Source organism: Nocardiopsis sp. iso_40, assembly GCF_056173285.1.
Genome location: NZ_CM149666.1, coordinates 1618489 through 1641709 on the forward strand (window position 1 = coordinate 1618489; position 23221 = coordinate 1641709).

Sequence of the window (23221 nt, forward strand, 5' to 3'; positions counted from 1 at the left end):
CGGCGCCCCGAGCGGGCGCCGTGCCACGGATGGAAAGCCCCTCGTGGTGCACAGCGCAGACATTGAGAAGCAGCACATCGACCCCCTGGAGCTGGCCGGTCGCGCGGCGGTCGCCGAGGCCCGCAGGGTCGTGGTCAAGGTGGGGTCCTCCTCACTGACGACCCCGGACGGTCTGATCGACTCGGGCCGGATCCGCGACCTGGTCGAGGTGCTGGCCGCCCGCCGAGCCGTCGGCCAGGAGGTGATCCTGGTCTCCTCCGGCGCGGTGGCCGCCGGGATGTCGCCGCTGGGGATGACACGCCGCCCGCACGACCTCGCCTCCCAGCAGGCCGCGGCCAGCGTCGGCCAGGGGCTGCTGGTGTCCTCCTACGCGGCCGAACTGGCCGGGCACGGGCTGACCGCCGCCCAGGTCCTGCTCACCGTCGAGGACATGATGCGCCGGGTGCAGCACCGCAACGCCCAGCGCACCCTGCGCCGCCTGTTGGACATCGGCGCCCTGCCGATCGTCAACGAGAACGACACCGTCGCCACCCACGAGATCCGGTTCGGTGACAACGACCGCCTGGCCGCGCTGGTGGCGCACCTGATGCGCGCCGACGCCCTCGTGCTGCTCTCGGACGTGGACGCCCTCTACGACGGCAACCCGGCCGATCCGGGCACCTCGGTGGTGCACCTGGTGCGCGGCCGGACCGACCTGGACGGCATCGACATCGGCAGCACGGGCAAACGCGGTGTGGGGACCGGGGGCATGGTCACCAAGGTGGACTCGGCGCGCATCGCCACCGAGGCGGGCGTGCACACCGTGCTGACCTCGGCCGCCAACGCCCGCGCCGCGCTGGCCGGGGACCGGGTGGGCACGTTCTTCGCCCCCGCCGACGGCCGCCGCCCCTCCGCCCGCCAGCTGTGGCTGGCGCACGCCACCGCGGGGCGGGGCAGCCTCGTCCTGGACCCGGGCGCGGTCAACGCGGTGGTCACCGAGAAGGCGTCGCTGCTGCCCGCCGGGGTGATCAGGGTGCGGGGCGAGTTCAGCGCGGGGGATCCGGTGGACCTGCGTGACGAGGAGGGCGTGGTGGTCGCCCGGGGCCTGGTCAACTACGACGCCGCCGAGGTCCCCGACCTGATGGGGCGTTCCACCCGCTGGCTGGCCCGCGAGATGGGGCCCTCCTACGAACGGGAACTGGTCCACCGCGACGACCTCGTGGTGCTGTGACCCCTGTCCTCAGCGGGTCCGCCCGGTTCCGAGGTGCTCCTCCAGGGTCCGGAACCACGCGTCCGCGTGCGGGCGCTGACGACGGATTTCGTCGAGACCAGTCAGATGGATGGCCTCCGGGCCGTCCGTGGTTTTGCGATAACCCGGGTAGAGTTTTGCCAAGCGTCTGGCAGGCGCCGTGTCGTAGCCGTCGTTGACCTGTTCCGGTCCGCCCGCCGTGCGCGTCAGGTTGTTCACGTCTGCTGCCAGGCCGGATTTCCCGGTAACGATTTCCAAAGCCTCAGGGCAGGCGAGAACCCATGCCTCGGCTTCGTGGAGAACGAGGTGCGGAAGAAAACGCAGGTCTCCCACATGCTCGTTCAGGGTCTTCTCCACGTGAATGACGTCGCTATAAGCGATATCTCTGAAGCCGCGTGCTCATGCCCGGGGTGTCATGAGGAGGAGGCGTGCGGGCGTAGCGACTGGCACGAATACGCCGATCTTTTCACCGGACCCCTACCTGACCTGGAGGCGGAAGCCGTTCGGATCAGGACGTATGAGACGGTCCTCATTCCTGGGGTACTGCAGACGCCGGACTACGCCGAGGCCATCTTCAGGGCCGGGCGGGTGATCCCTCCCGAGCAGATCGAGCGCAAGGTCGCTTCTCGTATGGCGCGACGAGGGGTGCTCGACGCCCCGAACGGGCCACTGCTGACCGCGGTCATCGACGAGCCCGCACTGCGGAAGGCCGTCGGTTCGCACGCGGTGATGGCCGAGCAGTTGCGCTTTCTGGTCGGGATGGCCGCGCACTACACGGTGACCGTGCTGGTACTGCCCGATGAGGCCGGAGCCCACCCCGCCGTTGACGGTGCCTTCACGCTGTTCGACTTCCCTCGCCCGGAACCGGGCATCGTCTCCATCCCCACCGTCGTGGAAGCCCTCTACGTGGAGGACCCGGCCTATTTCGATAGGCATACGCTGGTCTTCGACGCCGTACAGAACCTGGCGCTGGATCCGCAGGGTTCCCTCGACCTCATCGGTTCCATTACCGCCGAGCACGACAAGAAGGCCTGACCATGCTGCTGGAGTTCCGTAAGTCCTCGTACTCGTCCGGTGGTGACAACTGCGTGGAGGTGGCCGACCTGCCCACCGGGGCGGCCGTTCGCGATTCGCAGAACCCCGACGCCGGTTACCTGCCGGTCGGCGCGGCCGAGTGGGTCGCCTTCGCCCGTGCCGCTTCGCTTCCGCGGGGCTGAAACACCCCGCGCCACACCGGCTCTCCACGGCGGGCTGTCGTCGGTCCGTGAAAGGGTCCGTGGGAGGACTTCCGGACGAGGGGGCGATGGTGTGACGAGTCTGGTGGCGCGAGTGCTCTCCCTGGCCCTCCGGGTGGTGCGCAAACGTCCCATGGCGTCCGTGGAGGGCGCCCGGGAGTGGCTCTACGAGCCCAAGGACGATCCGGCCCCGCCCAGGTGGGTGGCGCTGCGCCACGAGGTCACCGAGCGCAGGACCGGGGGGTTCGGCGTGTACACGGTCGAGCCCCGGGGCGGCGCCTGCGACAGGGCCGTGCTGTACGTGCACGGCGGGACCTACGTCAGCGAGATCTCGCCCTGGCACTGGGTGCTGATCTCCCGGATGGCCGACACGGGGTGCCGAGTGGAGGTGCCGCTCTACGGGCTGGCGCCCGAGCACACCTACCGGGAGGCCTTCGGTTTCCTGCAGGCCGTGTACCGGGAGCTGCTGGGGCGCGTCGACCCGGGGCGGACCGTGTTCGCCGGTGACTCGGCCGGGGCCGGGCTCGCCCTCGCCCTGGCGCAGACCCTGCCCGGGGCGGGCCTGCCCGGGCCCGCACGGCTCGTCCTGGTCTCCCCCTGGGTGGACCTGACCATGTCCAACCCCGACATCTCACAGGTCGACCCGGTCGACCCCTGGCTGAGCCCGGTGGGCCTGCTGGAGGCCGCACGCTCCTGGGCGGGCGGCGACGACCTGTCCCTGCCCAGACTGAGCCCGGTCAACGGGGAGCTGGCGGGCCTGCCGCCGATGGACCTCTACATCGGTACGCACGACGTCTTCCTGCCCGACACCCGACGCCTGCGGGACCTGGTGGCCGAGGTCGGGGGCGCGGTGAACCTGAGCGAGGAGGAGGGCGCCTTCCACGTCTACCCCCTGGTCCCCGTCCCCGAGGGCAGCCGGGCGCGCGCCGAGATCCTGCGGACCGTCCAGGAGCTGTGAGCCCCCCGGGCACCGGCCGCGCCCGGGGAGGCGGAGTCAGCGTTCGACGGCGCGGATGATCTTCCCGCAGCGCCGCTCCAACAGCCGGCAGGCCAGCCAGAAGAACCGGAAGGCCGGGTTGGTGGTCTGCCGGTGGTGGTACCGGTAGTAGATCTGCTGGCAGATCACCGCGAGCCGGAACAGCCCGAACACCTCGTAGAACGCCCACTCCCGGTCGGTGAGCGAGATCCCCGAGCGCCTCAGGTAGTACGCCAGGGCCTCGGCTCTGGTCAGCATCCCGTCCAGGTGGGTGGGCTGGCGGCGGAACAGCCGGAACAGCGGGTCGTCATCGGCCTCCACCCAGTACGCCAACGCCCCTCCCAGGTCCATCAGCGGGTCGCCCAGGGTGGCCATCTCCCAGTCCAGCAGACCGACCGGGCGGGTGGGGTCCCCGGCGTCCAGGACGACGTTGTCGAACCGGAAGTCGTTGTGAATGAGGCAGGTCCGGCGGTCCGGGGGCTGGTTGGCGTCCAGCCAGTCCGTCACCCTCCCGAACGACCCCACGTTCCAGGTCCTGGCGGCCCGGTACCGCCTGGTCCATCCGGCCACCTGGCGTGCCACGTATCCCTCACCGCGGCCGAACCCGTCCAGGCCCGCGGCCCCGGTGTCCACCGCGTGCAGGTCCACGAGCAGGTCCAGCACGTTCACGCACAGCTTCCGGACCTCCTCAGGGGACAGGTCGACCCCGCGGGGGAGCTCCTTGCGGGGGATCGGCCCGGTGAGGCGCTCCATCACGTAGAACTCCGAGCCGATCACCGACTCGTCCCCGCAGAACGCCACCATCTCCGGGACGTACGGGAAGACCGGGGCCAGCCGGGACTGGACCCGGTACTCGCGCTCCATGTCGTGGGCGCTCCTGGCCTTCCTCCCGGCGGGCGGGCGGCGCAGGATGAGGTCGTGCTCCGGGTAGCGCAGCAGGTAGGTGAGGTTGGAGGCGCCGCCGGAGAACTGGCGTACCTCGGGGACGCCCTCCAGCCCGGCGGTGTCCTCGGCCTGCCCGCGCAGCCAGTCGGCCACGGCGGCTGCGTCGAAGGCGTCCTCCGCACGCACCTCGCGCGCGCCCGCGACACGGCCGTCGGGGGAACCGGTGCCGGGGGATCCGCTCATGCCAGCTTCCTGACCACGGACAGCGGCAGGCGCTTCATCAGGAAGCCGATCGGCGCCCAGGGCCAGGCCGGGACGTAGGCCCTCACCCGGCGCTTCTCGATGGCGGCGACCATGGCGCGCACGCCGGTCTCGGTGTCCACCATGAACCGGGTCTTCTGGGCGACGTGCTCGTTCATCTCCGAGCGGATGTAGCCCGGGTAGATCACGGACACGTCCAGGCCGGGGACGCGTTCGGAGCGCAGCCCCTCGGCGATGGCGGCCACCCCCGCCTTGGTCGCGGCGTAGACGGTCATGGCCTTGCGCATGCCGCGCAGGGCCGACATCGAGGAGACCATCACCAGGTGGCCGCGGCCCTGCTCGCGGAAGATCTCCATGGCCGCCTCGGACTGGGCGAGGGCGCCCACGAAGTTGGTCATGGCGGTCTGCCGGTTGGCGTCGAAACGGCCCTTGCCGAGTGCGGCGCCCTTGCCCAGCCCCGCGTTGACGACGACCCGGTCCACGGAGCCGAACTCGGCGGCGAGCTCCCCGAAGACCCGGAAGACGGCCTCGTCGTCGGTGACGTCCAGGGCCCTGAGCACCACCCGGCGCTCGGGGTGGGCGGCGCTGATCTCGTCCTTCAGCGCGGCCATCCTCTCCGTGCGCCGGGCGCACAGGCCCAGGTCGTAGCCGAGGGCGGCGAACTGCCGTGCCATCTCGGCCCCCAGGCCCGCGGAGGCCCCGGTGACGATGATCGTTCCCTTGCTCATGACTGCTTCTCCGTGGTGTTCTTCTGGTCCCGCTCGACACGGCGGCGGACGCCTTCGGCCATCCGGCGCATCGTGCGGTCGTACAGGGGGCGCATCAGGCGCTTGGTGCGCAGCGCGAGGCGTCCCGCCCGGTCGGTGAGGACGACCGGCCTGCCCCGGTCGACGCCCTTCAGCACCTCGGCGGCGATGTCGTCCGCGGTCAGCTTCGACCTGTTGATCAGCCGTGCGGCGAAGGCCTCCACCTCGGGGTCCCGACCGCTGAGGGAGGAGGCGAGGTTGGTGCGGAAGAACGTCGGGCACACCACCGAGGTGGTGATGCCGTAGGGGCCCAGTTCGTGGGTGAGGGTTTCGCTGAGCGCCACCACCGCGGCCTTGACCGCGTTGTAGGAGCTCATCACCGGAGGATGGACGAGCCCGGCGGCCGAGGCCGTGTTGACGATGTGCCCCGAGCCCTGCCGTTTGAACAGCGGGGTGAAGGTGCGGCAGCCGCGGACCACGCCGAACAGGTTGATCTCGGTGATCCAGCGCCAGTCCTCGACGGTGAGGACGTCGATCCGTCCGCCCGCCGCCACCCCGGCGTTGTTGACCAGGACGTCCAGGCCGCCCCAGGTGTGTTCGACGCGGTCGAGTGCGGTGGCCCAGTCCTCGTCACGGGTCACGTCCAGGCGCAGGTACCCGACGCCCTCGGGGAGGGTGCCGGGGGCGTGTTCGGCCAGGTCGGTGGCGATCACCCGGTCACCGCGTGCGGCGAGGGCCCGGACGAGGGCGGCGCCCAGGCCGGAGGCGCCGCCGGTGACCAGGACGCGGCGGCCGGTGCCGCTGGGGCGGGTCATCTCCTGGCTCCGTGCTTCATGAGTTCGAGCCGGGCGACGACCCCGCGGTGGACCTCGTCGGGCCCGTCGGCCAGGCGCAGGGCCCGAGCGCTGGTCCAGGCTCCGGCGAGCGGGAAGTCGTTGGACATACCCGCCCCGCCGTGCAGCTGGATGGCGAAGTCGATGACCTGCTGGGCCATGTTCGGTACGGCCACCTTGATCTGGCTGACCTCGCTGAGGGCGTTGCCGGGGCCGCCCTGGTCGAGTTTCCAGGCCGCGTTGAGTACCAGCAGGCGTGTGGAGTCGATGGCGATGCGGGCGTCGGCGATCCGCTCGCGGTTGCCGCCGAGGTTGGCGATCGGCTTGCCGAAGGCGGTCCGGGACAGGCCGCGCTGGCAGGCCAGTTCGAGGGCCCTCTCGGCCAGGCCGATCAGGCGCATGCAGTGGTGGACGCGGCCCGGGCCCAGACGGCCCTGGGCGATCTCGAAGGCGCGGCCGGGGCCGGCGATGACGTTGGCCAGGGGCACCCGGACGTCGGTGAAGGTGACCTCGCCGTGGCCGCCGGGCTCGTCCTGGAAGCCCATGGTGTCCAGTTGGCGTTCGACCCGCACACCGGGGGCGCTGCGGGGGACGATGACCATGGTGTGCCGGTGGTGGCGGTCGGCCCCGGGGTCGGTGAGGCCCATCACGATGAGCATCTCGCAGTCGGGGTGGCCGATGCCGGTTGCCCACCACTTGCGGCCGTTGACCACGACCTCCTCGCCCACGACCTCGGCGCGCAGCTCCATGTTGGTGGCGTCGGAGGAGGCGACGCCGGGTTCGGTCATGCAGAACGCGCTGCGCACGCGCGCGTCCAGGAGCGGCTCCAGCCACTGCTCCTTCTGCTGTTCGGAGCCGTAGCGCAGGAGCACCTCCATGTTGCCGGTGTCGGGGGCGTCGCAGTTGAACACCGCCGGGGCCAGGTGTGAGCGGCCGGTGAGCTCGGCGACGGGGGCGTAGTCGGTGTTGCTGAGCCCGGCCCCGCCGAGGGTGCCGAAGCGTTCGGCGTAGGGGCCCTCGTGCCCGGCGGGCAGGAAGAGGTTCCACAGGCCCTGGGCGCGGGCCCTGGTGCGGAGCTCCTCGATGACGGGGAGGGGCTGCCAGGGGTCGCCGTCGGCCCTGAGGGCGGCCAGGTCGCGGTGGTAGGCCTCCTCGACGGGGTCGATCTCGGTCTCCATGAAGGCGCGGACCCGCTCGATCAGGTCGGCGGCGCGGGGAGATGGTGCGAAGTCCATGCCGTTGACACTACGTCCTTATTGAGCAATGCTCAATAGTGTGAGTGGAGGAGCGCCGCGCCGGACGCGGATGACCCAGGACGAACGCAGGCGCCAACTGGTCGGGATCGGCCTGAGAATGCTGGTGGAACGGCCCATCCAGGAAGTGGCGGTCGACGAGGTCGCCCGGGAGGCCGGGATCTCCCGGGGGCTGCTGTTCCACTACTTCCCGAACAAGACCGCCTTCCACGAGGCGGTCGTGGCGGCCGCCGGGCGCCGGGTGGTGCGCAACACCGCCCCCGACGAGGGGCTGACCGGCTGGGACGCGGTCGCCCAGTTCGTCGAGCGCTACCACGAGCAGGTGGACCGGCGGCGGGAGTCCTACCTGGCTCTGGTGTTCGGCGGGGGGCCGGTGACCCTGGACGGCGGGCTGGTGGAGGACCTGCGGGATTCCATGGGTACCCGTGTGTGCGCCCTGCTCGGCCTCACCGGGTCCTCGGGCCCGGTCGCCCGCGCCTGGACCGCCTACGTGGAGGCGCGCGCCCTCCAGTGGACGGCCGTCCCCGCCGCGGAGCGGGCCACGGACCCGGCGGCGGAGGCGGACCACTGCGTCCGGGCCCTGAGGGCACTGCTCGACCTCGGCTGACCCCGGGCCGGTCCCGGGGAGTCGCCCCCGCGGGGACGCGGAGCGTTCTAGGATGCGCTCGTGAGCCAACAGACGACGCAGCACAGCAACCCCGGCCAGCACCACCCCCACGAGGGCGCGGTCCGCGAGGTCCCCACCGGGCGCAACGCCACGGAACTCGTGTACGCGCCGGAGCGGGACGGGCTCGCCGACGCGGGCGAGATCGTGTGGACCTGGGTGCCCTACGAGGAGGACGCCGCCCGGGGCAAGGACCGCCCCCTCCTGGTGGTGGGCCGCAGGGGCGACCGCCTGCACGGCCTCATGCTCTCCTCGCGGACCCCCGGCGAACACGAGCACCAGGACTGGCTGCCGATCGGCGCGGGCGCCTGGGACCGGGAGGGCCGCGACTCCTACGTTCGGGTGGACCGGCTCTTCGAGCTCGACGAGTCGGCCGTCCGACGCGAGGCCGCGGTCATGGACGAGGAGCTGTTCTGGAGGATCGCCGCGGTCCTGCGTGAGCGCTACGGCTGGCGCTGACCCCGCGGATGCACCGGGCCCTCACCCGCCCCCGTACGGGTGAGGGCCGCGGCGATCTCGTCCAGGTCCTCCCCGGTGAGTTCCAGGGAGGCGGCGGGCAGCCACCCGTCGACCTGCTCGGGCCGACGCGCACCCACGATCGCCCCGGTCACACCCTTCCAGGCCAGGGTCCAGGCCACGGCGACGGCGGCGACCGGCACCCCGTGCCGCTCGGCCACGGGTTCGAGGGCGCGTGCCACGGACAGGTTCCTCTCCAGGCCGGTGGTGAAGTCCGGGGCGGTCCTGCGCCAGTCGGTGTCCGGCAGGGCGGCCACCCGGTCGGCGGAGAACTCCCCGCTGAGCAGGCCCGAGTGCATGGGCTGGTAAACGATCGCTCCACTGCCGTTGCGCGCCGCCCAGGCCAGGTCGGGGGCGGCCCCGCGGGACAGCAGGGAGAACTGGGGTTGGATCGCGTCCACGTGCGCGATCGTGTCGGCCTCGGCCAACCGGTCAGCGCCGTGGTTGGACAGCGCTATCGCGCCGACCTTGCCCTCCTGCCGCAGTTCGGCGAAGGTCGCCCAGTACTCGGCCAGCGGTACGGCGTCCGGTGAGGGTGTGCCCGGCGGTGTCTCGAAGTCGAGGGGGAGGCCGTCGCCGGGCCAGTGCGCCTGGTACAGGTCGATTCGCTCCACCCCGAGGCGGCGCAGCGAGTCCTCCAGCTCGCGGCGGACGCTCTCGGGGCTGAGGATCTTGCGTGGCGGGGCGAGGGGGTCCGCGTCGTCCCAGACCAGCCCGGCCTTGGTGAACACGAAGGGCCGGTCGGCCTCGGGGAGGGCGCGCAGAGCGGCGCCCACGACCTCCTCGGAGTGGCCCAGGCCGTAGACCGGCGCGGTGTCGATCCAGTTCACCCCGGACTCGACCGCGTGCCGAATGGCGGCGATCGACTCCAGGTCGTCCTGCGGCCCCCAGGCGAACTTCCACCCGGTGCCGCTGATCGCCCAGGCGCCGAATCCCACGGTGGAGATCTCCAGCCCGGCGAGGGTGCGTGTGGCCAGCGTCATCGAACGCTCCGTCCTTGTCGACTGAGTCCAGGTTCGTTCCGGCCGGGGGCCGGTGCCAGTGCGGGCCGATCCTGGTCGCGCGGCGACCACCACGGGCCGGGCCCGGCCCGTGATACTGGGAACGTGGACAGACGATCCGAACTCTCCGACTTCCTGCGCTCCCGCCGGGCCCGCCTGAGCCCGGAGGACGTGGGCCTGCGCGACTACGGGGGCCGAAGGAGGGTCCCCGGCCTGCGCCGGGAGGAACTCGCCCAGGTCGCGGGCCTCAGCGTCGACCACTACGTGCGCCTCGAACAGGGCCGTTCCCTGCGTTTCTCCCCGGAGGTGCTCGACGCGGTCGCCCGTGTTCTCCGCCTCGACCCGAGCGAACGCGAGCACCTGTACAACCTCGCCGTCCCGGAGGCCGGCCGTGGTGGGGGCGCGGGACAGCAGGTCCGCCCGGGCCTGGTCCGGCTGTTGGCGGCCGCCGAGGGGGTGCCCGCCTACGTGGTGGGCCGCCGCACCGACGTTCTGGCCTGGAACCGCCTCGCCGGTGCCCTGTTCACGGACTTCGACGCGTTGCCTTCGAACCACCGCAACCTGGCTCGCCTGCTGTTCCTCGACGAGGACTACGGGAGGGTCTACCGGGACCGGAACCGCAAGGCCGAGGACCTGGTGGCCTACCTGCGCCTGGACGCCGGGCGCCATCCGGGCGACCCGGTGACGGAGGCCCTCCTCGCCGAGCTGGCCGAGCGCAGCCCCGAGTTCCGGCGCCACTGGGGCGCCCACGGGGTGCGCGACAAGACCCGTGGCCGCTACCGGCTGCGCCACCCCGCGGTCGGGGACCTCGACCTCGCCTACGAGACCCTGCGCCTGCCCGACGACCCCGATCAGGTCCTGGTCTTCCACACCGCCGATCCGGGGAGCGGGTCCGACCGGGCGTTGGCCAAGCTCCGGGCCGAGTCCGGCTGACCGGCCACGGCCCGGGGCGGGCCCGGAAGGGGCCGGGCGTCCCACACTGTGGATAACTCCGTGTGTCCGGCGGCGGCGCGCTATACGCTGTGGGTGACCCACCTGACCCGGCGCCCTTCGACGCGGCAGGGCCCACCGGGTCGGGCGGCCTCCGAGTAAGGAAGAACCCCATGAGTGACATCGAGCGCGAGGTCCACGCGGTAGCCGAACGTGCCAGGGACGCGGCGGCCGACCTCGCCCCGCTCAGCCGTGCGGTGAAGGACGAGGCCCTGCTGGCCATGGCGGACGCCCTGGTCAAGCGGGCGGACGAGATCACCGCCGCCAACGCCGAGGACGTCCGGCGGGCCCGGGAGGCCGGTACCGGCCCGGCCATGGTCGACCGGCTCACCCTCGACCCGCAGCGGATCGAGGCCATCGCCGACGCCGTGCGCGAGATCGTCGAGCTTCCGGACCCGGTCGGTGAGTCCGTGCGCGGCGGAATCCTGCCCAACGGCCTCGACCTGCGCCAGATCCGGGTCCCGCTCGGGGTCGTCGGCATCATCTACGAGGGCCGTCCCAACGTCACCGCGGACGCCGCGGCCCTGTGCCTCAAGAGCGGCAACGCCGCCCTGCTGCGCGGCTCCTCCTCGGCCTACAGCTCCAACACCGCCATCATCGGGGTGCTCCGCGACGCCCTGGCCGGAACCGGGGTCCCGGTCGACGCCGTCCAGATGGTCCCGGGGCGCACCCGGGAGTCCTCCAACGCGCTGATGCGGGCCCGCGGACTCGTGGACGTGCTCATCCCGCGCGGCGGCGGCTCGCTCATCCAGGCCGTGGTCCGCGACTCCACCGTCCCGGTCATCGAGACCGGCGAGGGCCTGTGCCACGTGTACGTGGACGCCGACGCCGACCTGGACAAGGCCGTGGCCATCGCGACCAACGCCAAGGCCCAGCGCTGCTCGGTGTGCAACTCCGCCGAGACCCTCCTGGTGCACGAGGCCGTGGCCGAGGCCTTCCTGCCCCGGGTGCTGTCCTCCCTCGCCGAGGCCGGGGTGACCGTGCACGGCGATCCCCGCGTCCTGGAGGCCGCCGCCGCGCACCCGAGTGGTGCCACCGTGGTCGAGGCCACCGAGGAGGACTGGGCGACCGAGTACCTGTCCATGGACCTGGCCGTGCGGGTGGTGCCGGACGTGGACGCCGCACTCGCGCACATCAGGAAGTACTCCACCCAGCACACCGAGGCGATCATCACCGACTCGCTCAGCACCTCCCGGTACTTCGTCTCCCGGGTGGACTCGGCGGCGGTGATGGTGAACGCCTCCACCCGTTTCACCGATGGTGGCGAGTTCGGTTTCGGTGCGGAAATCGGTATTTCCACCCAGAAGCTGCACGCCAGAGGGCCGATGGGGCTCACCGAAATGACGTCCACCAAGTACGTGGTCACCGGGGACGGTCACCTGAGGTAATCAACCGCCGTTGCTTCGGCCTTGAACGGCCGCCCGGAGAACCGGGCGGCCGTTGTCGTTTCCGCCCACCCCGGAGGTGATCCCGTGCCCCAGGGGTAGCTTGTGCCACAACGACCGTTTTCCTTCTGGAAACCTGGACAGAAGCGAATCTTCTCCGGACAAGTATTCCCAAAGCGCTCGCCTCTCGGTACTTTCACTGTGGTGTCACAAGGCGCTCTCACCGCACCCCCACCAGAGCGTCGGCCCCCCACCGGTCACGACGAAAGGAAATCCCCCGCATGAAGCTCGGGAGTAAGATCGCGGCGTCCACCGCCACAGCTGCCCTGGCCATCGGCGGCGTCACCCTCATGGCCGCACCCGCCCAGGCAGATCTGGTCACCGTGTGCTCCGGACACGGCGGCGCGGTCACCCTGCCCACGGACCTGAAGGTCCCGGCCGGCGCGAGCTGTTTCCTGGACGGCACCGTCATCCAGGGGGACGTCACCGTCGAGGGCGACGCCAACCTGCACGTTCTCGGTGGCCAGATCGACGGAGAGGTCACCGTCTCCAGCAACGGTTACTTCGACGCCTCCGACACCTCCGTCGAGGGCGACGTGGTCAACTCCGGCTCCTACGGGACCTACCTGGAGGAGGGCACCTCGGTCGCCGGCCTGAGCGCCACGGCCGCCGAGGGGGCCGCCAACGACGGCTTCGTCTTCGTGGTCGACGCCTCCGCCTCCTCCATCGACGCCCAGGTGGGCGAACTCTACGTCTCCGGCGCCCGCCTCGGCGGTGTGTCCGCCGACGGCACGGAGTACGCCGACGTCTTCGACAGCGTGGTACGCGGCGACCTGTCGGTCTCCGGCACCTCCTCCGGCGCCATCCTGTGCGACAGCGAGGTCCTGGGCAACGCGACCTACGCCGACACCAGCGGCCCGGTCGCGGTCGGCGCGGGTGAGCAGGACGGCTTCTGCTCCTCCGTCAACTACGTCGACGGCGACCTGTCCGCCACCGGTGTCTCCGGCGGCGTCTACATCGACAACAACATCGTCGGCGGCGACCTGACCACCGCCCAGAACAGCCCGACCGCGCAGGTCGGGGACAACAACCGCGTCCGCGGCGGCATCATCACCGAGGAGGTGGCCATGCGCACGATGGCCGCCGAGGTGACCGCCGAGTTCGAGGAGCACGAGGCCGAGCTGGAGGAGACGGTCGAGGAGATGCGCTCCGAGACGGTCGAGGAGGCCATGGAGGCCGGCCCCGCCTTCTAGGGCCCCTCACGGTCGAGCGGCACGACCCGGCAGGGGACGGCCGCCCTCCCGGCACCACACAGCGCCGACGGCCCCGCGCCGTCGGCGCTGTGCGTGTGGGCGCCCGGAAGACCCGCGGAAATTCCGAACCTCCACGTGAACCCCGCTCGCCCCGTCCGCCCCGTACGTACGTCGTGGCGGTGACGACGGTCATGGACCGGTGATACGTTCCGGGCATGGCTGACTCCGAACGGCGTGTCGTGGTCTCCGGTGGTTCCAGCGGTATCGGCAGGGCCACCGTGTTCACCCTGGCGAAGGAGGGGGACGAGGTGATCGCCCTCGGGAGGGACTCCGGGCGGCTCGCCGCCCTGGAACGCAGAGCCCGCGCCCACGGGCTCAACGTCACCTCCCGGGTCTGCGACCTCACCGACGAGAGTGCGGTCCAGGCACTGGCGGACGAGCTGGGCGAGATCTCGGTACTGGTCAACAACGCGGGGACGGCGCAGAGCGCGCCCCTGGCCGGCACCAGCCTCGAACTGTGGGAACGCCACCTGAGCACCAACACCACATCCGCGTTCCTGCTGACCAGGGCCCTCCTGCCGGGCATGCTCGAACGCGACGAGGGGCGCGTGGTCTTCGTCGCCTCCACCGCCGCGCACACCGGCTTCCGTTACACCGCCGCCTACACCGCGTCCAAACACGCGATGCTCGGCCTGGCCCGCTCCGTGGCCGCCGAGGTCGTGGGCACCGGCGTCACCAGCAACACCGTGTGTCCCGCGTTCGTCCGCACCCCCCTGACGGAGCGGTCGGTGTCGCGTATCGCCCAACGCACCGGTCGCGGGCCCGAACAGGCCGAGGCCGCACTGGCCAGGACCAGCCCGCTGGGCCGACTCATCGAGCCCGAGGAGGTGGCCGCCGCGATCTCCTACCTGGCCAGCCCCCTGGCCCGAGCGGTCAACGGACAGTCCCTGACCATCGACGGAGGCGGTACCCAGCGGTGAGCCCGACCCGGGCGTGCCCGCACCCGACCGGACAGCGGCGCCGTTTCGCCCCGTACCGGGAGGCCGGTGCGGTCGCCGCGGCCCCGGAACTGCCGGCTCAACGCCCCGAACTCCGGGGCCGCCGGTTTCCTCCAGCGAGACAGACGCCGCCCGGCACCGGCGGCGTCCCGACCCACCCCGACCCAGGGAGAGCACGGTGGCAACCGCCTACGGTGAGCACCCCAGCCAGATCGTCCACCGCTGGGCGCCGCAGGGGGCCGACGCCCCCGCCCCCGTCGCCGTCCTCCTGCACGGCGGCTGGTGGCGGGACCTGCACGACGCCCGCCTGATGGACCCGCTCGCCCGTGACCTGTCCGCCGCCGGCTGGGCTGTGTGGAACGTCGAGTACCGGCGGACCGGGGCGGACGGTGGGGGTTGGCCGCAGACCCGCGACGACGTCGCCCGCGCCCTGGACCTGCTCACCGCCACCGCGGCCCGGGACGAACGCCTCGACACCTCGCGCGTGGTCTCGGTCGGCCACTCCGCCGGAGGCCACCTCGCCCTGCTGACCGCCGCGCACTCCCCGGTCACCTCCGTGGTCCCGCTCGCCCCCATCACCGACCTGCGCCGCTGTGCCGAGGCCGGGCTGGGGGAGGGGGCGGTCGGCCCGTTCCTGGGCCCCGACCCCTCACCGGAGCTGTACGCCGAGTCCTCTCCGCTGCACCGGCTGCCGTTCGGTGTGCCCCAACTGCTGGTGCACGGCGCCGACGACCAGCGCGTCCCGGTCGGGCACAGCCGCGACTACGCGGCCGCCGCCCGGGTCGCGGGCGACCCCGTCCAGTACCGGGAGGTCCCCGGGGCCGACCACTTCGCCGTCATCGACCCCGCACACACCGCCTGGCGCGCGGTGCGCGAGACACTCGCGACCGGCTGGGGCTGACCCGGCGGAACCGGGGACGGACCGGCCGTCCGTACACCGCCCCCGAAGATCCGACCGGAATCGTTTCCCTCAGCCCCGGTCCTGCTCCCGTGCCGGGCCGGGCGGGTCAGTTGCTGTTGCCGCCACCGCTGCCGTCGCCGCCTTCGCCGTTCCGGTCGCTTGCGGTGCCGCCGCCCTGGCCTCCCCGCCAACGGTCGGCCACCGTGTCGAAGAACTGGCCCCCGGCGCGCCCGGCGCCGCCCGCCACGTCCCGGAGGGTCTTGACCAGCGGATCCGAGCTGCGGTTCCACCCCTCCCGGTAGGACCTGGCCGCGTTGGCGGTCTCCTCGGAGACACTGGCGTCCCCGTCCGTGGCACGGCGCGGGTACTCGCCGTCGACGATCCGCCGGTAGTCGCCGCTCTCGACCCACCGGTGCAGCTCGGCCACCCGGACCACCGCGAACGGGTGGCTCTGCGGAACGGTGGTCATCAGCTTGAGGACGCTGTCCACGGCGTCACCGCCGCTCTCGTACTCCCGGGCCTGTTCCATGAACGCGTCGGGGTTCATCTGGGACAGGTTCGAGCCACCGGCCAGCTTCATCAGGGCGCGCTTGGCGGCCTCGGGGTTCTGACAGGTAAGCAGACCGGCGCGGTCGCTGGAGAGCTCCGACTTGCGCTGCCACTCGCGCAGCCCCGCGAGGATCGCCTGGATGGCTATGGCCCCGAGCGGGATCCACATGATCTTGGTGGACAGCCACACCAGCAGGAGGAGAATGGTGCGGTACACAGCGTGGCCGCTCAGCACGTGACCGACCTCGTGGCCGATGACGAAACGCTTCTCCTCGGCGTTGAACAGGTCGAACAGGCCGGTCGTCATGACGATGAACGGCTTCTTGCGGCCGATCGCCATGGCGTTGGGCTGGGGGTCCATCTTGACGTAGAGCTCGGGCACCTCGTCCAGGTCCAGGACGTAGGCGGCGTCGCGGAGGTAGTCGTGCAGCTCCGGGAACTGCGTGGGGCTCACCCGCACGGCGCTGGAGAGGAACATCAGGCGCAGCGAGCGCTCGTTGATCCGACCGAACAGGGACTTGACGAGGGTGTCGAACCCCGTCAGCGAACGCAGCGCCACCAGGGCGCCACGGTCCGCGGGGTGCTCGTAGGCACGAGGGGAGATGTCTGTGAGCCGGACACGTACGCGGTCTGGTGAGTTGGCCATATCGGCATGCTATGCGCCGCGTTGCCGCTTGGCCACGGTTTGCGGCGAACGAGATATGACGTGATTCGCCGGTGTTTCACGAAGCACCGGGGGAAGCAACGCGACACGGTCCTTGTTTGACCAGTTCCAGGGAGTGACACGCCCGCGGCCCCGCGGCGGGCGGACCCGCGCACCGCCGACGGTGCCCGGGGTCGGCTACCCTCGGTTGGCCGAAACCGGCAACACGGCAGCGCCACTGCGAAACGGAGCGCACAGTGACACAGCAGGCCACCGGCGTCTCCCACGGGGGGAGTTCCCCCGCGCGACGAGACGGTTCCGCGCCGACCAAGGTCGGCATCATGGGCGGCACCTTCGACCCCGTCCACCACGGACACCTCGTCGCCGCCAGTGAGGTCGCACACCTCTTCGGTCTCGACGAGGTCGTCTTCGTCCCCACCGGCCAGCCCTGGCAGAAGGACCTCGACAAGGTCACCCCCTCGGAGGACCGCTACCTCATGACGGTCATCGCCACCGCCGAGAACCCCCAGTTCAGGGTCGACCGCATCGAGATCGACCGCTCCGGGCCCACCTACACCCTCGACACCCTCCGCCAGATGCGCGCCACCTACGGCCCCGAGGTGGACCTGTACTTCATCACCGGAGCCGACGCCCTCGGCGCCATTCTGAGCTGGCACAACGTTGACGAACTCTTCGACCTCGCACATTTCGTAGGCTGTAACCGGCCCGGCCACCACCTCAGCGACACCGGCCTGCCCGAAGGCAAGGTCTCCCTGGTGGAGGTCCCCGCGCTCGCCATCTCCTCATCCGAGTGCCGCGAACGCGTCCGCAAGGGCGAACCCATCTGGTACCTCGTGCCCGACGGTATCGTCCGCTACATCAACAAGACCGGGCTCTACCTGGAGTCCTGAACCGCGCCGCGCACCACCCGGTCCGCGCGGCACCAGCCGAACACCGAACAAGTAAGGCAGCAAGCACAACGTGACAGCCACCGACAGGGCCGTGGAACTCGTCAAGGTCGCCGCAGAGGCCGCCTCCGACAAGCTCGCCCAGGAGATCATCGCCTACGACGTCAGCGACCAGCTCGTCATCACCGAGGCCTTCGTGCTGTGCTCGGCGCCCAACGACCGCCAGGTCCGCGCCATCGTCGACGAGGTCGAGGACCAGCTGCGCATCAAGTCCGGTGCCAAGCCCGTCCGCCGCGAGGGCGAACGCGACGGCCGCTGGGTCCTCCTGGACTACGCCGACATCGTCGTCCACATCCAGCACGAGGAGGAGCGGGGCTACTACGGCCTCGAACGCCTCTGGAAGGACTGCCCGGAGATCGAGCTCCCCGAAGGCGCCCGCGGTGCCGAACGCACCCCGCTGGACGAGCAGTAACCTCCGCGCGGCCGTCCAGGTCGCAGAACAAGAGAGACACACCGCGTGAGTGAGACCCCTCGTGTGCTGTTCTGGCGGCACGGACGCACCGCCTGGAACGTCGAGAAGCGCTTCCAGGGACAGACCGACATCGACCTCGACCCGGTCGGCCACGCCCAGGCCGAACGGGCCGGTCGGCTCCTCGCCACCCTGAATCCCGACGTCATCGTCGCGTCCGACCTCAAACGCGCGGCCGACACCGCCGGGTACCTCAGTCGCGCCTCCGGGGTCCCGGTGGAGTACGACAAGGCGCTCCGCGAACGCTTCGGCGGCTCCTGGGAGGGCTTCACCGCGGCCCAGCTCGCCGAACGCTGGCCCGCCGAACACCCCACCATGAGCATCCCCGACGGAGAGGACGTCGCCGAGGTCGGGGACCGGATGCGCGCCGCCGTCGACCGGGGCCTGGCCAGGACCCCGCCCGGCGGCCTCCTCGTCGTCGTCAGCCACGGAGCCGCCCTCAGGATGGGGATCTCCCGCATGCTCGGTATCCCCGACGAACGCCGCGAGCTCCTCGGGCCGCTCAGCAACTGCTGCTGGTCCGTCCTCCAGGCCCGCGGGGACGCCTGGCGGCTCATGGAACACAACGCCGCCAGCCTCCCCGAGCCCGTGGTGCTCAGCGACGACGCCTGAATCCGTTTCGACGGACCGCCAACTTTCCGCTAAGGTTCAGGGAGTCGGAAGGGCACGCGCCCGGACGACTCCCGCAAGGGGCTATGGCGCAGTTGGTAGCGCGCCTCCATGGCATGGAGGAGGTCTGGGGTTCGAATCCCCATAGCTCCACAAACTCAGGACGACCCTGCTTGCGCGTCACCGCGCTTGCCGGGTCGTCCTTCGTGTTTCCCGGGGGAGACGGCCCTGCCGGAGGCCGCGGAAGAACGCGCACACGTCACCGACCAGCGGGGCGGGCCTCTCCACGGCCAGGAAGTGGCCGCCCTCGCCGAGCCCGGTCCACCGCACCACGTCGTGGTCCCGTTCGGCCCGGGCACGGAGAGCCCCTACCGGCTGGTCTGGATGATCACCTCGGGCAATGTTTGCTTCACCGCCGGTCAGCGTCCCGCCCGAACTCGCCGGAGCCCTCCGGGACCAGGCCAGGAGGCGTGCTGCCGCCCTGCCTGACGGGGAGGTCCCGGGGACGGAGGACCCCGCGCCCTGAACCTGTGCTGTCCCGGCCCGGGCCCGTCGGGCGGCCCGGTCGGCCGCCCCGTGGAAACACCGGCGGGGTCGGTCAGGCTCCGGCGGGCACCTCCTCGCCCCGGCTCCCGGTCTCGGAGATGTGCAGCGCCGCGACGAGGTTCCGGTACAGGGCGTCCTGCTCCAGGAGCTCCTCGTGTGTGCCCCGGGCACGGATCCCGCCGTCCTCCATCAGCAGGATGCGGTCCGCGTGGATGACCGTGGACAGGCGGTGCGCGATGGTCACCACGGCGGCCCGCTCGGCCTGTCGGCGCACGCTCCGGGTGACGGCGGCCTCGGTGATCGCGTCCACCTGCGAGGTGGCCTCGTCGAGCAGCAGCACGTCCGGGGAGCCGAGCAGGGCGCGTGCCAGGGCGATGCGCTGCCGCTGGCCGCCGGAGAACGAGGTGGCGTCCAGGGGTGTGTCCAGCCCCTCCGCCAAGGAGTCGACCTTCTCGGCCAGGAGTACCTCCTCCAGCACCCGCCGGACCTCCTCCTCCCCGGCCCCGGGCCTGGTGAACAGCAGGTTCTCGCGGATGGTCCCGGGCACCACCGGGGTGTCCTGCTCGACGTAGCAGAAGTGCGACCGCACCTGCTGCGGAGACAGCTCCCGGTAGGGTGTCCCGTCGAGGGTGATCCGGCCGTGCTCGGGCTCCAGGAAACGCAGGAGCAGGGAGAACACGGTGGTCTTGCCCGCGCCGGAGGGGCCCACGATCGCGGTGTGACCGCGTCTGGGAATGACCAGGTCCACGTTGTCCAGGGCCGCGGCGGCGCCCGGCGCGTACCGGGCGGTGACCCCGCGCAGCTCCAGCAGCGGGCTCCCCTCTCCGCCGCCGCCTCCGTCGGCGGAAGCGCCAGTGGTGTCCGGCCCGCTCTCCGGGGTCTGGGCCGTGGGTTCGAGCGGAATCGCCTCCACCTCGCGGATGCGCCTGGCGGCGGCGATGCCAGACTGGAGGGTGGTCACACTCTGGGAGAGCTCCATGACCGGGGTCATCAGGGTGAACGCGTACAGCAGGAACGCCACCAGGGTGGAGACCGCGATCTCACCCGAGGAGACCCGGACCGCTCCCACGCCGAGGATGGCGATGATCGCCAATTGGATTCCGCCGAAGGCGACCGTCCAGGCCACGGCCTCGCGGCGCACTGAGCGGATGCCGTGCCGGGCCGACTCCCGCGCGTGTGTGAGGATCTGCGAACCCAGGCGCTCCTCGGCCCGGCTGACCTTGACCGTGCGGATCGCGCGCAGGGAACCGTCGAGCACCCCGCCCATGAGCCCGAGGGAGTTCTGCGCCTTCTCCTGGGCCCTGGCGATGGCGGGCATCAGGGTGAGGAACAGGACCGTGACGACGATCACCGCGCTGGCCGTCACGCCCAGCAGAACCAGGTCCAGGACGCCCATCATGACCAGTGTTCCGACCAGCAGGACGCCGCCGTTGACCAGGCTGATGACGCTGCTGGAAGCCGCCTCGCGCAGCAGCACGGTGTCGGAGGTGGCCCTGGTGACGAGTTCCCCGGAGTGCCGTTGGGAGAGCGGGATCAGGGCCGCCCGGAAGTAGCGGCGCACGAGGGAGGTGCGCGCGTCCAGGACGACCCTCTCCGCGACGGTGCCGAGCACGATCCAGTGCCACAGGCCGGTCACCATGCCCACGCCGAAGAGGCAGAGCAGGACAGCGATCGGCATGGCGAGGCCGCCCGCCTCGGAGACGGTGTCCAGTACGAGCTTGACCACCATCGGGTTGGCCAGCTCCAGTGCGGAGCCGAACAGGGCCAGGACCAGGCCCAGCAGGAGTTTGCGCCGGTGCGGGCGGACGAAGGCCCAGAGCACCCTCAGTTGGGCGAAGCGCGGCTCCGGTGTGCTCGTCCCGGTTTCTCCCGGTGGCATGAGCGAAGCATTATCTACTTTTGAATGTTCATCCATGCTCCAAATTAGGTCACAGGTGACCGATTATTGTCAATGAAGTACCCACGCCTCTAGGATGAGGGCATGGTGAAGAGTGCTTCCTCGGAGGAAGAGACGAGGACCCGCGCACGGACCCGCCGAGCGATCCTCGACGCGGCGGTGGACGTGCTTGCCGAGAACCGGGCGGCGCCGCTGTCCCAGGTGGCCGCGCACGCCGGGGTGGCCCGCAGTACACTGCAGCGCTACTTCCCCGAACGCGCCGACCTCATCACGGCGCTGGGCGAGTACTCCGACGAACTGGCCCAGGAGGCCACCGAACGGGCCCGCACCACCGAGGGCCCCGCCATCGACGCCTTCTCCCGCCTGGTGTCCGAGTACTTCGAGCTGCGCAGGATCGCCATGATCGCCCTCGGCGGCGAGGACCAGGCGCAGGAGTACGACGAGGAGGCGTGCGGGCCCAGCGACCTCGCCCTCTACGAACTCGTCGAACGCGGACACGAGGACGGCACCATCGACCCCAGGATCACCCCGCTGTGGGCCCAACAGCTCCTGTGGTCCTCGCTCTACGCGGGATGGCTCTACGTGAACGTCGCCAGGGTCCCCGCCTTCGAGGCCCACAACATGTGCCTGATGTCGCTGGTCAAAGCCCTGGCCCGGGACCGCAGGGGCTGAACGGCGACCTCCCGGGCCGCCGGGACCCGGAAACGGGCCGGGCTGGGGAGGCCCGGGCTCCGGTCGGGCCTGTGCCGACCCCGGCGGGGGCAGGTCTCACAGGTACAGGCCCGTGCCCCGCTCCGGCGCCTCGTTCGCGATCGCGTGCACGTCCCGCTCCCGCAGGATCACGTACCGCTCGCCGTTCAACTCGACCTCGCCCTGCTCCTCGGGGTCGAAGAGCACGCGGTCACCGGTCTTCACGTGCCGGGCACCGGTCCCGGCGCCGCAGACCTCACCCCACGCCAGCCGGGTCGCCAACTTCACCGTGTCCGGGATGACCAGACCCGCGCTGCTGCGCCGTTCACTCTTGTCCGGGACCGCCTTCACCAACAGGCGGTCGTGGAGCATCTGGATTTCAAGCTTGGTTTCGGGCACCAACCCAGGATATTCGGCCCCGGCCGGCCTCGGTTCCACGCCCCCGGGGCGCGCAGTAAGCCCCCTCGACGCCGTCCGGGGGTCACCCGTGGTTTCACCCTGGTTCGACCCAGCCTTGACTTCCTGTAGAGTATTCACGTGCCGAGCGGGGAAACCGCCCGGCCCACCAGGGGCTATGGCGCAGTTGGTAGCGCGCCTCCATGGCATGGAGGAGGTCTGGGGTTCGAATCCCCATAGCTCCACTCGACTCCGAGACGACCCTGTTCGCGCGTGACCGCGCTCACCGGGTCGTCTCGTCGTTTCCTCTGGGGGCGACCCCCAGACCCCCGATGCGGGGCTTCGCCCCGAGGGTTCGAGTGACGTCCCGTCAGGTCCACGGACTCAGGACGACTCTGCTCGCGCGTGGCCGCGCTTGCCGGGTCGTCCTTCGTTCTTCCCGGGGGACCCCCGACGCGACCCCCTGTGGTCGGGTTCGCGCGGATCCACAACGCGAGACCGCGTCTCGCGGGTGGCGGCCGGTTCGTCCAGGGGCCACGAGCAGGCCCGTACGGTCAGCCGCTTCGCGGCCTTTCGTGCGGGCCCGACCGCTGTCCAGGGGCCCCGCTCTGGTGCGCGTCTGTCGGCGCGCTCACCGGCCCGGCTCGTCACCGGACGGCGCCGTGCGTGAACAGCGCCCCGAGCCAGACCAGGCCGAGGAGGATCGTCGCGCGCTGCACCAGGCCGGCGTGCCGGGAGTCGTTCTCCCAGGCCTGCCCGAAGACACCGGTGCCCACGGCGGCCGCCGCGCAGACGATCCCCGAAGCCCACTTCCAGGCCGGGTCCGTCAGTACGAACGTGGCGACCAGCGCCGTCCCGGGCAGCAGTGTGAAGACGACCGCCCCGGCCGCGTCGTGGATCCGGTGGGCGCGGGACGGCTCCTCGGGGGTTCGCTCAGGGGCGCCGGGCGGGTAGCCCCGCATCGGGTCCATGGCGAACACCCCCGACGCCACCAGCGCGAGGCCGAGAGCCCCGACCGCGCCGGCGAGCAACAGGCTTTCGAACACGGCGGGGACGGCGCCCGCGCCCGCCGTGACCAGCAGCCCGCACACGATGAAGTTCGTGGTCTGCACCCACCCGCGGGAGCCGAGCGCCAGGGCACTGACCGGTTGCCGCACCGGGTCGTATCCGGGCCGGGTGAGGCCGTCCACCAGGAAGACTGCGTTGAACAGCAGGGCCCCGGCCGCGCCCGCCCACAACAGCGCCGTCACAGGGGGAGGTCCGCGTCATCCGCTGTCCGCATGCGACGACCCTAGGCCGGTCGGGCCGACCGCGGCAATCCCCGATCCG

The 23221-nt window shown here is 71.4% G+C and carries 25 protein-coding genes and 2 tRNA genes; 17 read left to right on the forward strand and 10 right to left on the reverse strand.

Annotation, left to right across the window (positions count from 1 at the left end; translation table 11 throughout):
* Positions 1 to 46: 46 nt before the first annotated feature.
* The gene (gene proB / locus AC0VYD_RS07085) at positions 47 to 1210 is read left to right on the forward strand and encodes a glutamate 5-kinase (protein ID WP_475480209.1); all 1164 of its coding nucleotides are present in this window, start codon (positions 47 to 49) and stop codon (positions 1208 to 1210) included.
* A gap of 9 nt (positions 1211 to 1219) precedes the next feature.
* Here the strand turns inward: proB and AC0VYD_RS07090 are convergent, their stop codons facing one another.
* Positions 1220 to 1585 (reverse strand): DUF4276 family protein, encoded by a 366-nt coding sequence (locus tag AC0VYD_RS07090; protein ID WP_475479139.1) that lies wholly within the window; start codon positions 1583 to 1585, stop codon positions 1220 to 1222.
* 15 nt (positions 1586 to 1600) lie between these two features.
* Between AC0VYD_RS07090 and AC0VYD_RS07095 the strand changes: the two genes are divergently transcribed.
* The 3 genes from AC0VYD_RS07095 (at position 1601) to AC0VYD_RS07105 (ending at position 3421) form a co-directional block, all read left to right on the forward strand.
* Complete coding sequence (locus tag AC0VYD_RS07095) at positions 1601 to 2263, forward strand: DUF5753 domain-containing protein (RefSeq protein WP_475480210.1); 663 nt, start codon at positions 1601 to 1603, stop codon at positions 2261 to 2263.
* A gap of 2 nt (positions 2264 to 2265) precedes the next feature.
* Complete coding sequence (locus AC0VYD_RS07100; RefSeq protein ID WP_191272932.1) at positions 2266 to 2445, forward strand: DUF397 domain-containing protein; 180 nt, start codon at positions 2266 to 2268, stop codon at positions 2443 to 2445.
* A 91-nt stretch (positions 2446 to 2536) separates the two neighbouring features.
* On the forward strand, positions 2537 to 3421 hold the full coding sequence (locus AC0VYD_RS07105) for an alpha/beta hydrolase fold domain-containing protein (RefSeq protein ID WP_475479140.1): 885 nt from the start codon (positions 2537 to 2539) through the stop codon (positions 3419 to 3421).
* A gap of 36 nt (positions 3422 to 3457) precedes the next feature.
* Here AC0VYD_RS07105 and AC0VYD_RS07110 read toward each other — a convergent pair whose 3' ends face one another.
* The 4 genes from AC0VYD_RS07110 to AC0VYD_RS07125 are packed head-to-tail and all read right to left on the reverse strand — an operon-like array spanning position 3458 to position 7399.
* Complete coding sequence (locus AC0VYD_RS07110) at positions 3458 to 4567, reverse strand: phosphotransferase family protein (protein WP_475479141.1); 1110 nt, start codon at positions 4565 to 4567, stop codon at positions 3458 to 3460.
* The gene (locus AC0VYD_RS07115) at positions 4564 to 5313 is read right to left on the reverse strand and encodes an SDR family oxidoreductase (protein WP_475479142.1); all 750 of its coding nucleotides are present in this window, start codon (positions 5311 to 5313) and stop codon (positions 4564 to 4566) included. The genes AC0VYD_RS07110 and AC0VYD_RS07115 overlap by 4 nt, the downstream gene beginning before the upstream one ends.
* The gene (locus tag AC0VYD_RS07120; RefSeq protein WP_475479143.1) at positions 5310 to 6146 is read right to left on the reverse strand and encodes an SDR family NAD(P)-dependent oxidoreductase; all 837 of its coding nucleotides are present in this window, start codon (positions 6144 to 6146) and stop codon (positions 5310 to 5312) included. The genes AC0VYD_RS07115 and AC0VYD_RS07120 overlap by 4 nt, the downstream gene beginning before the upstream one ends.
* Complete coding sequence (locus AC0VYD_RS07125; protein WP_475479144.1) at positions 6143 to 7399, reverse strand: acyl-CoA dehydrogenase family protein; 1257 nt, start codon at positions 7397 to 7399, stop codon at positions 6143 to 6145. Before AC0VYD_RS07125 ends, AC0VYD_RS07120 begins: the two co-directional genes overlap by 4 nt.
* Before the next feature lie 70 nt (positions 7400 to 7469).
* Between AC0VYD_RS07125 and AC0VYD_RS07130 the strand changes: the two genes are divergently transcribed.
* Positions 7470 to 8024 (forward strand): TetR/AcrR family transcriptional regulator, encoded by a 555-nt coding sequence (locus AC0VYD_RS07130; RefSeq protein ID WP_475479145.1) that lies wholly within the window; start codon positions 7470 to 7472, stop codon positions 8022 to 8024.
* 60 nt (positions 8025 to 8084) lie between these two features.
* Positions 8085 to 8540, forward strand: coding sequence for a type II toxin-antitoxin system PemK/MazF family toxin (locus AC0VYD_RS07135; RefSeq protein ID WP_475479146.1), 456 nt, complete (start codon positions 8085 to 8087; stop codon positions 8538 to 8540).
* On the opposite strand, the gene AC0VYD_RS07140 is transcribed toward AC0VYD_RS07135, so the two are convergent.
* On the reverse strand, positions 8525 to 9580 hold the full coding sequence (locus tag AC0VYD_RS07140; protein ID WP_475479147.1) for an aldo/keto reductase: 1056 nt from the start codon (positions 9578 to 9580) through the stop codon (positions 8525 to 8527). The genes AC0VYD_RS07135 and AC0VYD_RS07140 overlap by 16 nt on opposite strands.
* A 123-nt stretch (positions 9581 to 9703) precedes the next feature.
* Between AC0VYD_RS07140 and AC0VYD_RS07145 the strand changes: the two genes are divergently transcribed.
* From AC0VYD_RS07145 to AC0VYD_RS07165, 5 genes are all read left to right on the forward strand, one after another.
* On the forward strand, positions 9704 to 10531 hold the full coding sequence (locus AC0VYD_RS07145) for a helix-turn-helix transcriptional regulator (RefSeq protein ID WP_475479148.1): 828 nt from the start codon (positions 9704 to 9706) through the stop codon (positions 10529 to 10531).
* 170 nt (positions 10532 to 10701) lie between these two features.
* Positions 10702 to 11976, forward strand: coding sequence for a glutamate-5-semialdehyde dehydrogenase (locus AC0VYD_RS07150; RefSeq protein ID WP_475479149.1), 1275 nt, complete (start codon positions 10702 to 10704; stop codon positions 11974 to 11976).
* A gap of 278 nt (positions 11977 to 12254) precedes the next feature.
* Positions 12255 to 13226, forward strand: a complete 972-nt coding sequence (locus AC0VYD_RS07155; RefSeq protein WP_475479150.1) for a hypothetical protein — start codon at positions 12255 to 12257, stop codon at positions 13224 to 13226.
* A 215-nt stretch (positions 13227 to 13441) separates the two neighbouring features.
* Positions 13442 to 14206: an SDR family NAD(P)-dependent oxidoreductase gene (locus tag AC0VYD_RS07160; RefSeq protein WP_475479151.1), complete on the forward strand. Its 765-nt coding sequence runs from the start codon at positions 13442 to 13444 to the stop codon at positions 14204 to 14206.
* A gap of 196 nt (positions 14207 to 14402) precedes the next feature.
* Positions 14403 to 15125: an alpha/beta hydrolase family protein gene (locus tag AC0VYD_RS07165; RefSeq protein ID WP_475479152.1), complete on the forward strand. Its 723-nt coding sequence runs from the start codon at positions 14403 to 14405 to the stop codon at positions 15123 to 15125.
* A gap of 106 nt (positions 15126 to 15231) precedes the next feature.
* On the opposite strand, the gene AC0VYD_RS07170 is transcribed toward AC0VYD_RS07165, so the two are convergent.
* Entirely contained in the window at positions 15232 to 16320 is a 1089-nt protein-coding gene (locus tag AC0VYD_RS07170; protein WP_475479153.1) for a M48 family metallopeptidase, read from the reverse strand.
* Between the two features lie 254 nt (positions 16321 to 16574).
* Here AC0VYD_RS07170 and nadD point away from each other — a divergent pair, with 254 nt between their 5' ends.
* The 4 genes from nadD (at position 16575) to AC0VYD_RS07190 (ending at position 18516) form a co-directional block, all read left to right on the forward strand.
* Positions 16575 to 17228, forward strand: a complete 654-nt coding sequence (nadD, locus tag AC0VYD_RS07175; protein WP_473036031.1) for a nicotinate-nucleotide adenylyltransferase — start codon at positions 16575 to 16577, stop codon at positions 17226 to 17228.
* Between the two features lie 70 nt (positions 17229 to 17298).
* On the forward strand, positions 17299 to 17697 hold the full coding sequence (gene rsfS, locus AC0VYD_RS07180; RefSeq protein WP_191272958.1) for a ribosome silencing factor: 399 nt from the start codon (positions 17299 to 17301) through the stop codon (positions 17695 to 17697).
* Between the two features lie 45 nt (positions 17698 to 17742).
* On the forward strand, positions 17743 to 18366 hold the full coding sequence (locus AC0VYD_RS07185; protein ID WP_475479154.1) for a histidine phosphatase family protein: 624 nt from the start codon (positions 17743 to 17745) through the stop codon (positions 18364 to 18366).
* Between the two features lie 77 nt (positions 18367 to 18443).
* Positions 18444 to 18516: transfer RNA gene (locus AC0VYD_RS07190), tRNA-Ala, on the forward strand.
* 445 nt (positions 18517 to 18961) lie between these two features.
* Here the strand turns inward: AC0VYD_RS07190 and AC0VYD_RS07195 are convergent.
* Entirely contained in the window at positions 18962 to 20731 is a 1770-nt protein-coding gene (locus AC0VYD_RS07195; RefSeq protein ID WP_475480211.1) for an ABC transporter ATP-binding protein, read from the reverse strand.
* Positions 20732 to 20890: 159 nt separating this feature from the next.
* Between AC0VYD_RS07195 and AC0VYD_RS07200 the strand changes: the two genes are divergently transcribed.
* Complete coding sequence (locus tag AC0VYD_RS07200) at positions 20891 to 21478, forward strand: TetR/AcrR family transcriptional regulator (protein ID WP_475479155.1); 588 nt, start codon at positions 20891 to 20893, stop codon at positions 21476 to 21478.
* Positions 21479 to 21574: 96 nt separating this feature from the next.
* Here the strand turns inward: AC0VYD_RS07200 and AC0VYD_RS07205 are convergent, their stop codons facing one another.
* Positions 21575 to 21868 carry a GroES family chaperonin gene (locus tag AC0VYD_RS07205; RefSeq protein ID WP_191273706.1) on the reverse strand — a complete coding sequence of 98 codons (294 nt, stop codon included), beginning with the start codon at positions 21866 to 21868 and terminating at the stop codon, positions 21575 to 21577.
* 196 nt (positions 21869 to 22064) lie between these two features.
* Here AC0VYD_RS07205 and AC0VYD_RS07210 point away from each other — a divergent pair.
* Positions 22065 to 22137, forward strand: a tRNA-Ala gene (locus AC0VYD_RS07210).
* Positions 22138 to 22539: 402 nt separating this feature from the next.
* Here AC0VYD_RS07210 and AC0VYD_RS07215 read toward each other — a convergent pair.
* On the reverse strand, positions 22540 to 23142 hold the full coding sequence (locus AC0VYD_RS07215; protein WP_475479156.1) for a DUF998 domain-containing protein: 603 nt from the start codon (positions 23140 to 23142) through the stop codon (positions 22540 to 22542).
* Positions 23143 to 23221 lie beyond the last annotated feature (79 nt).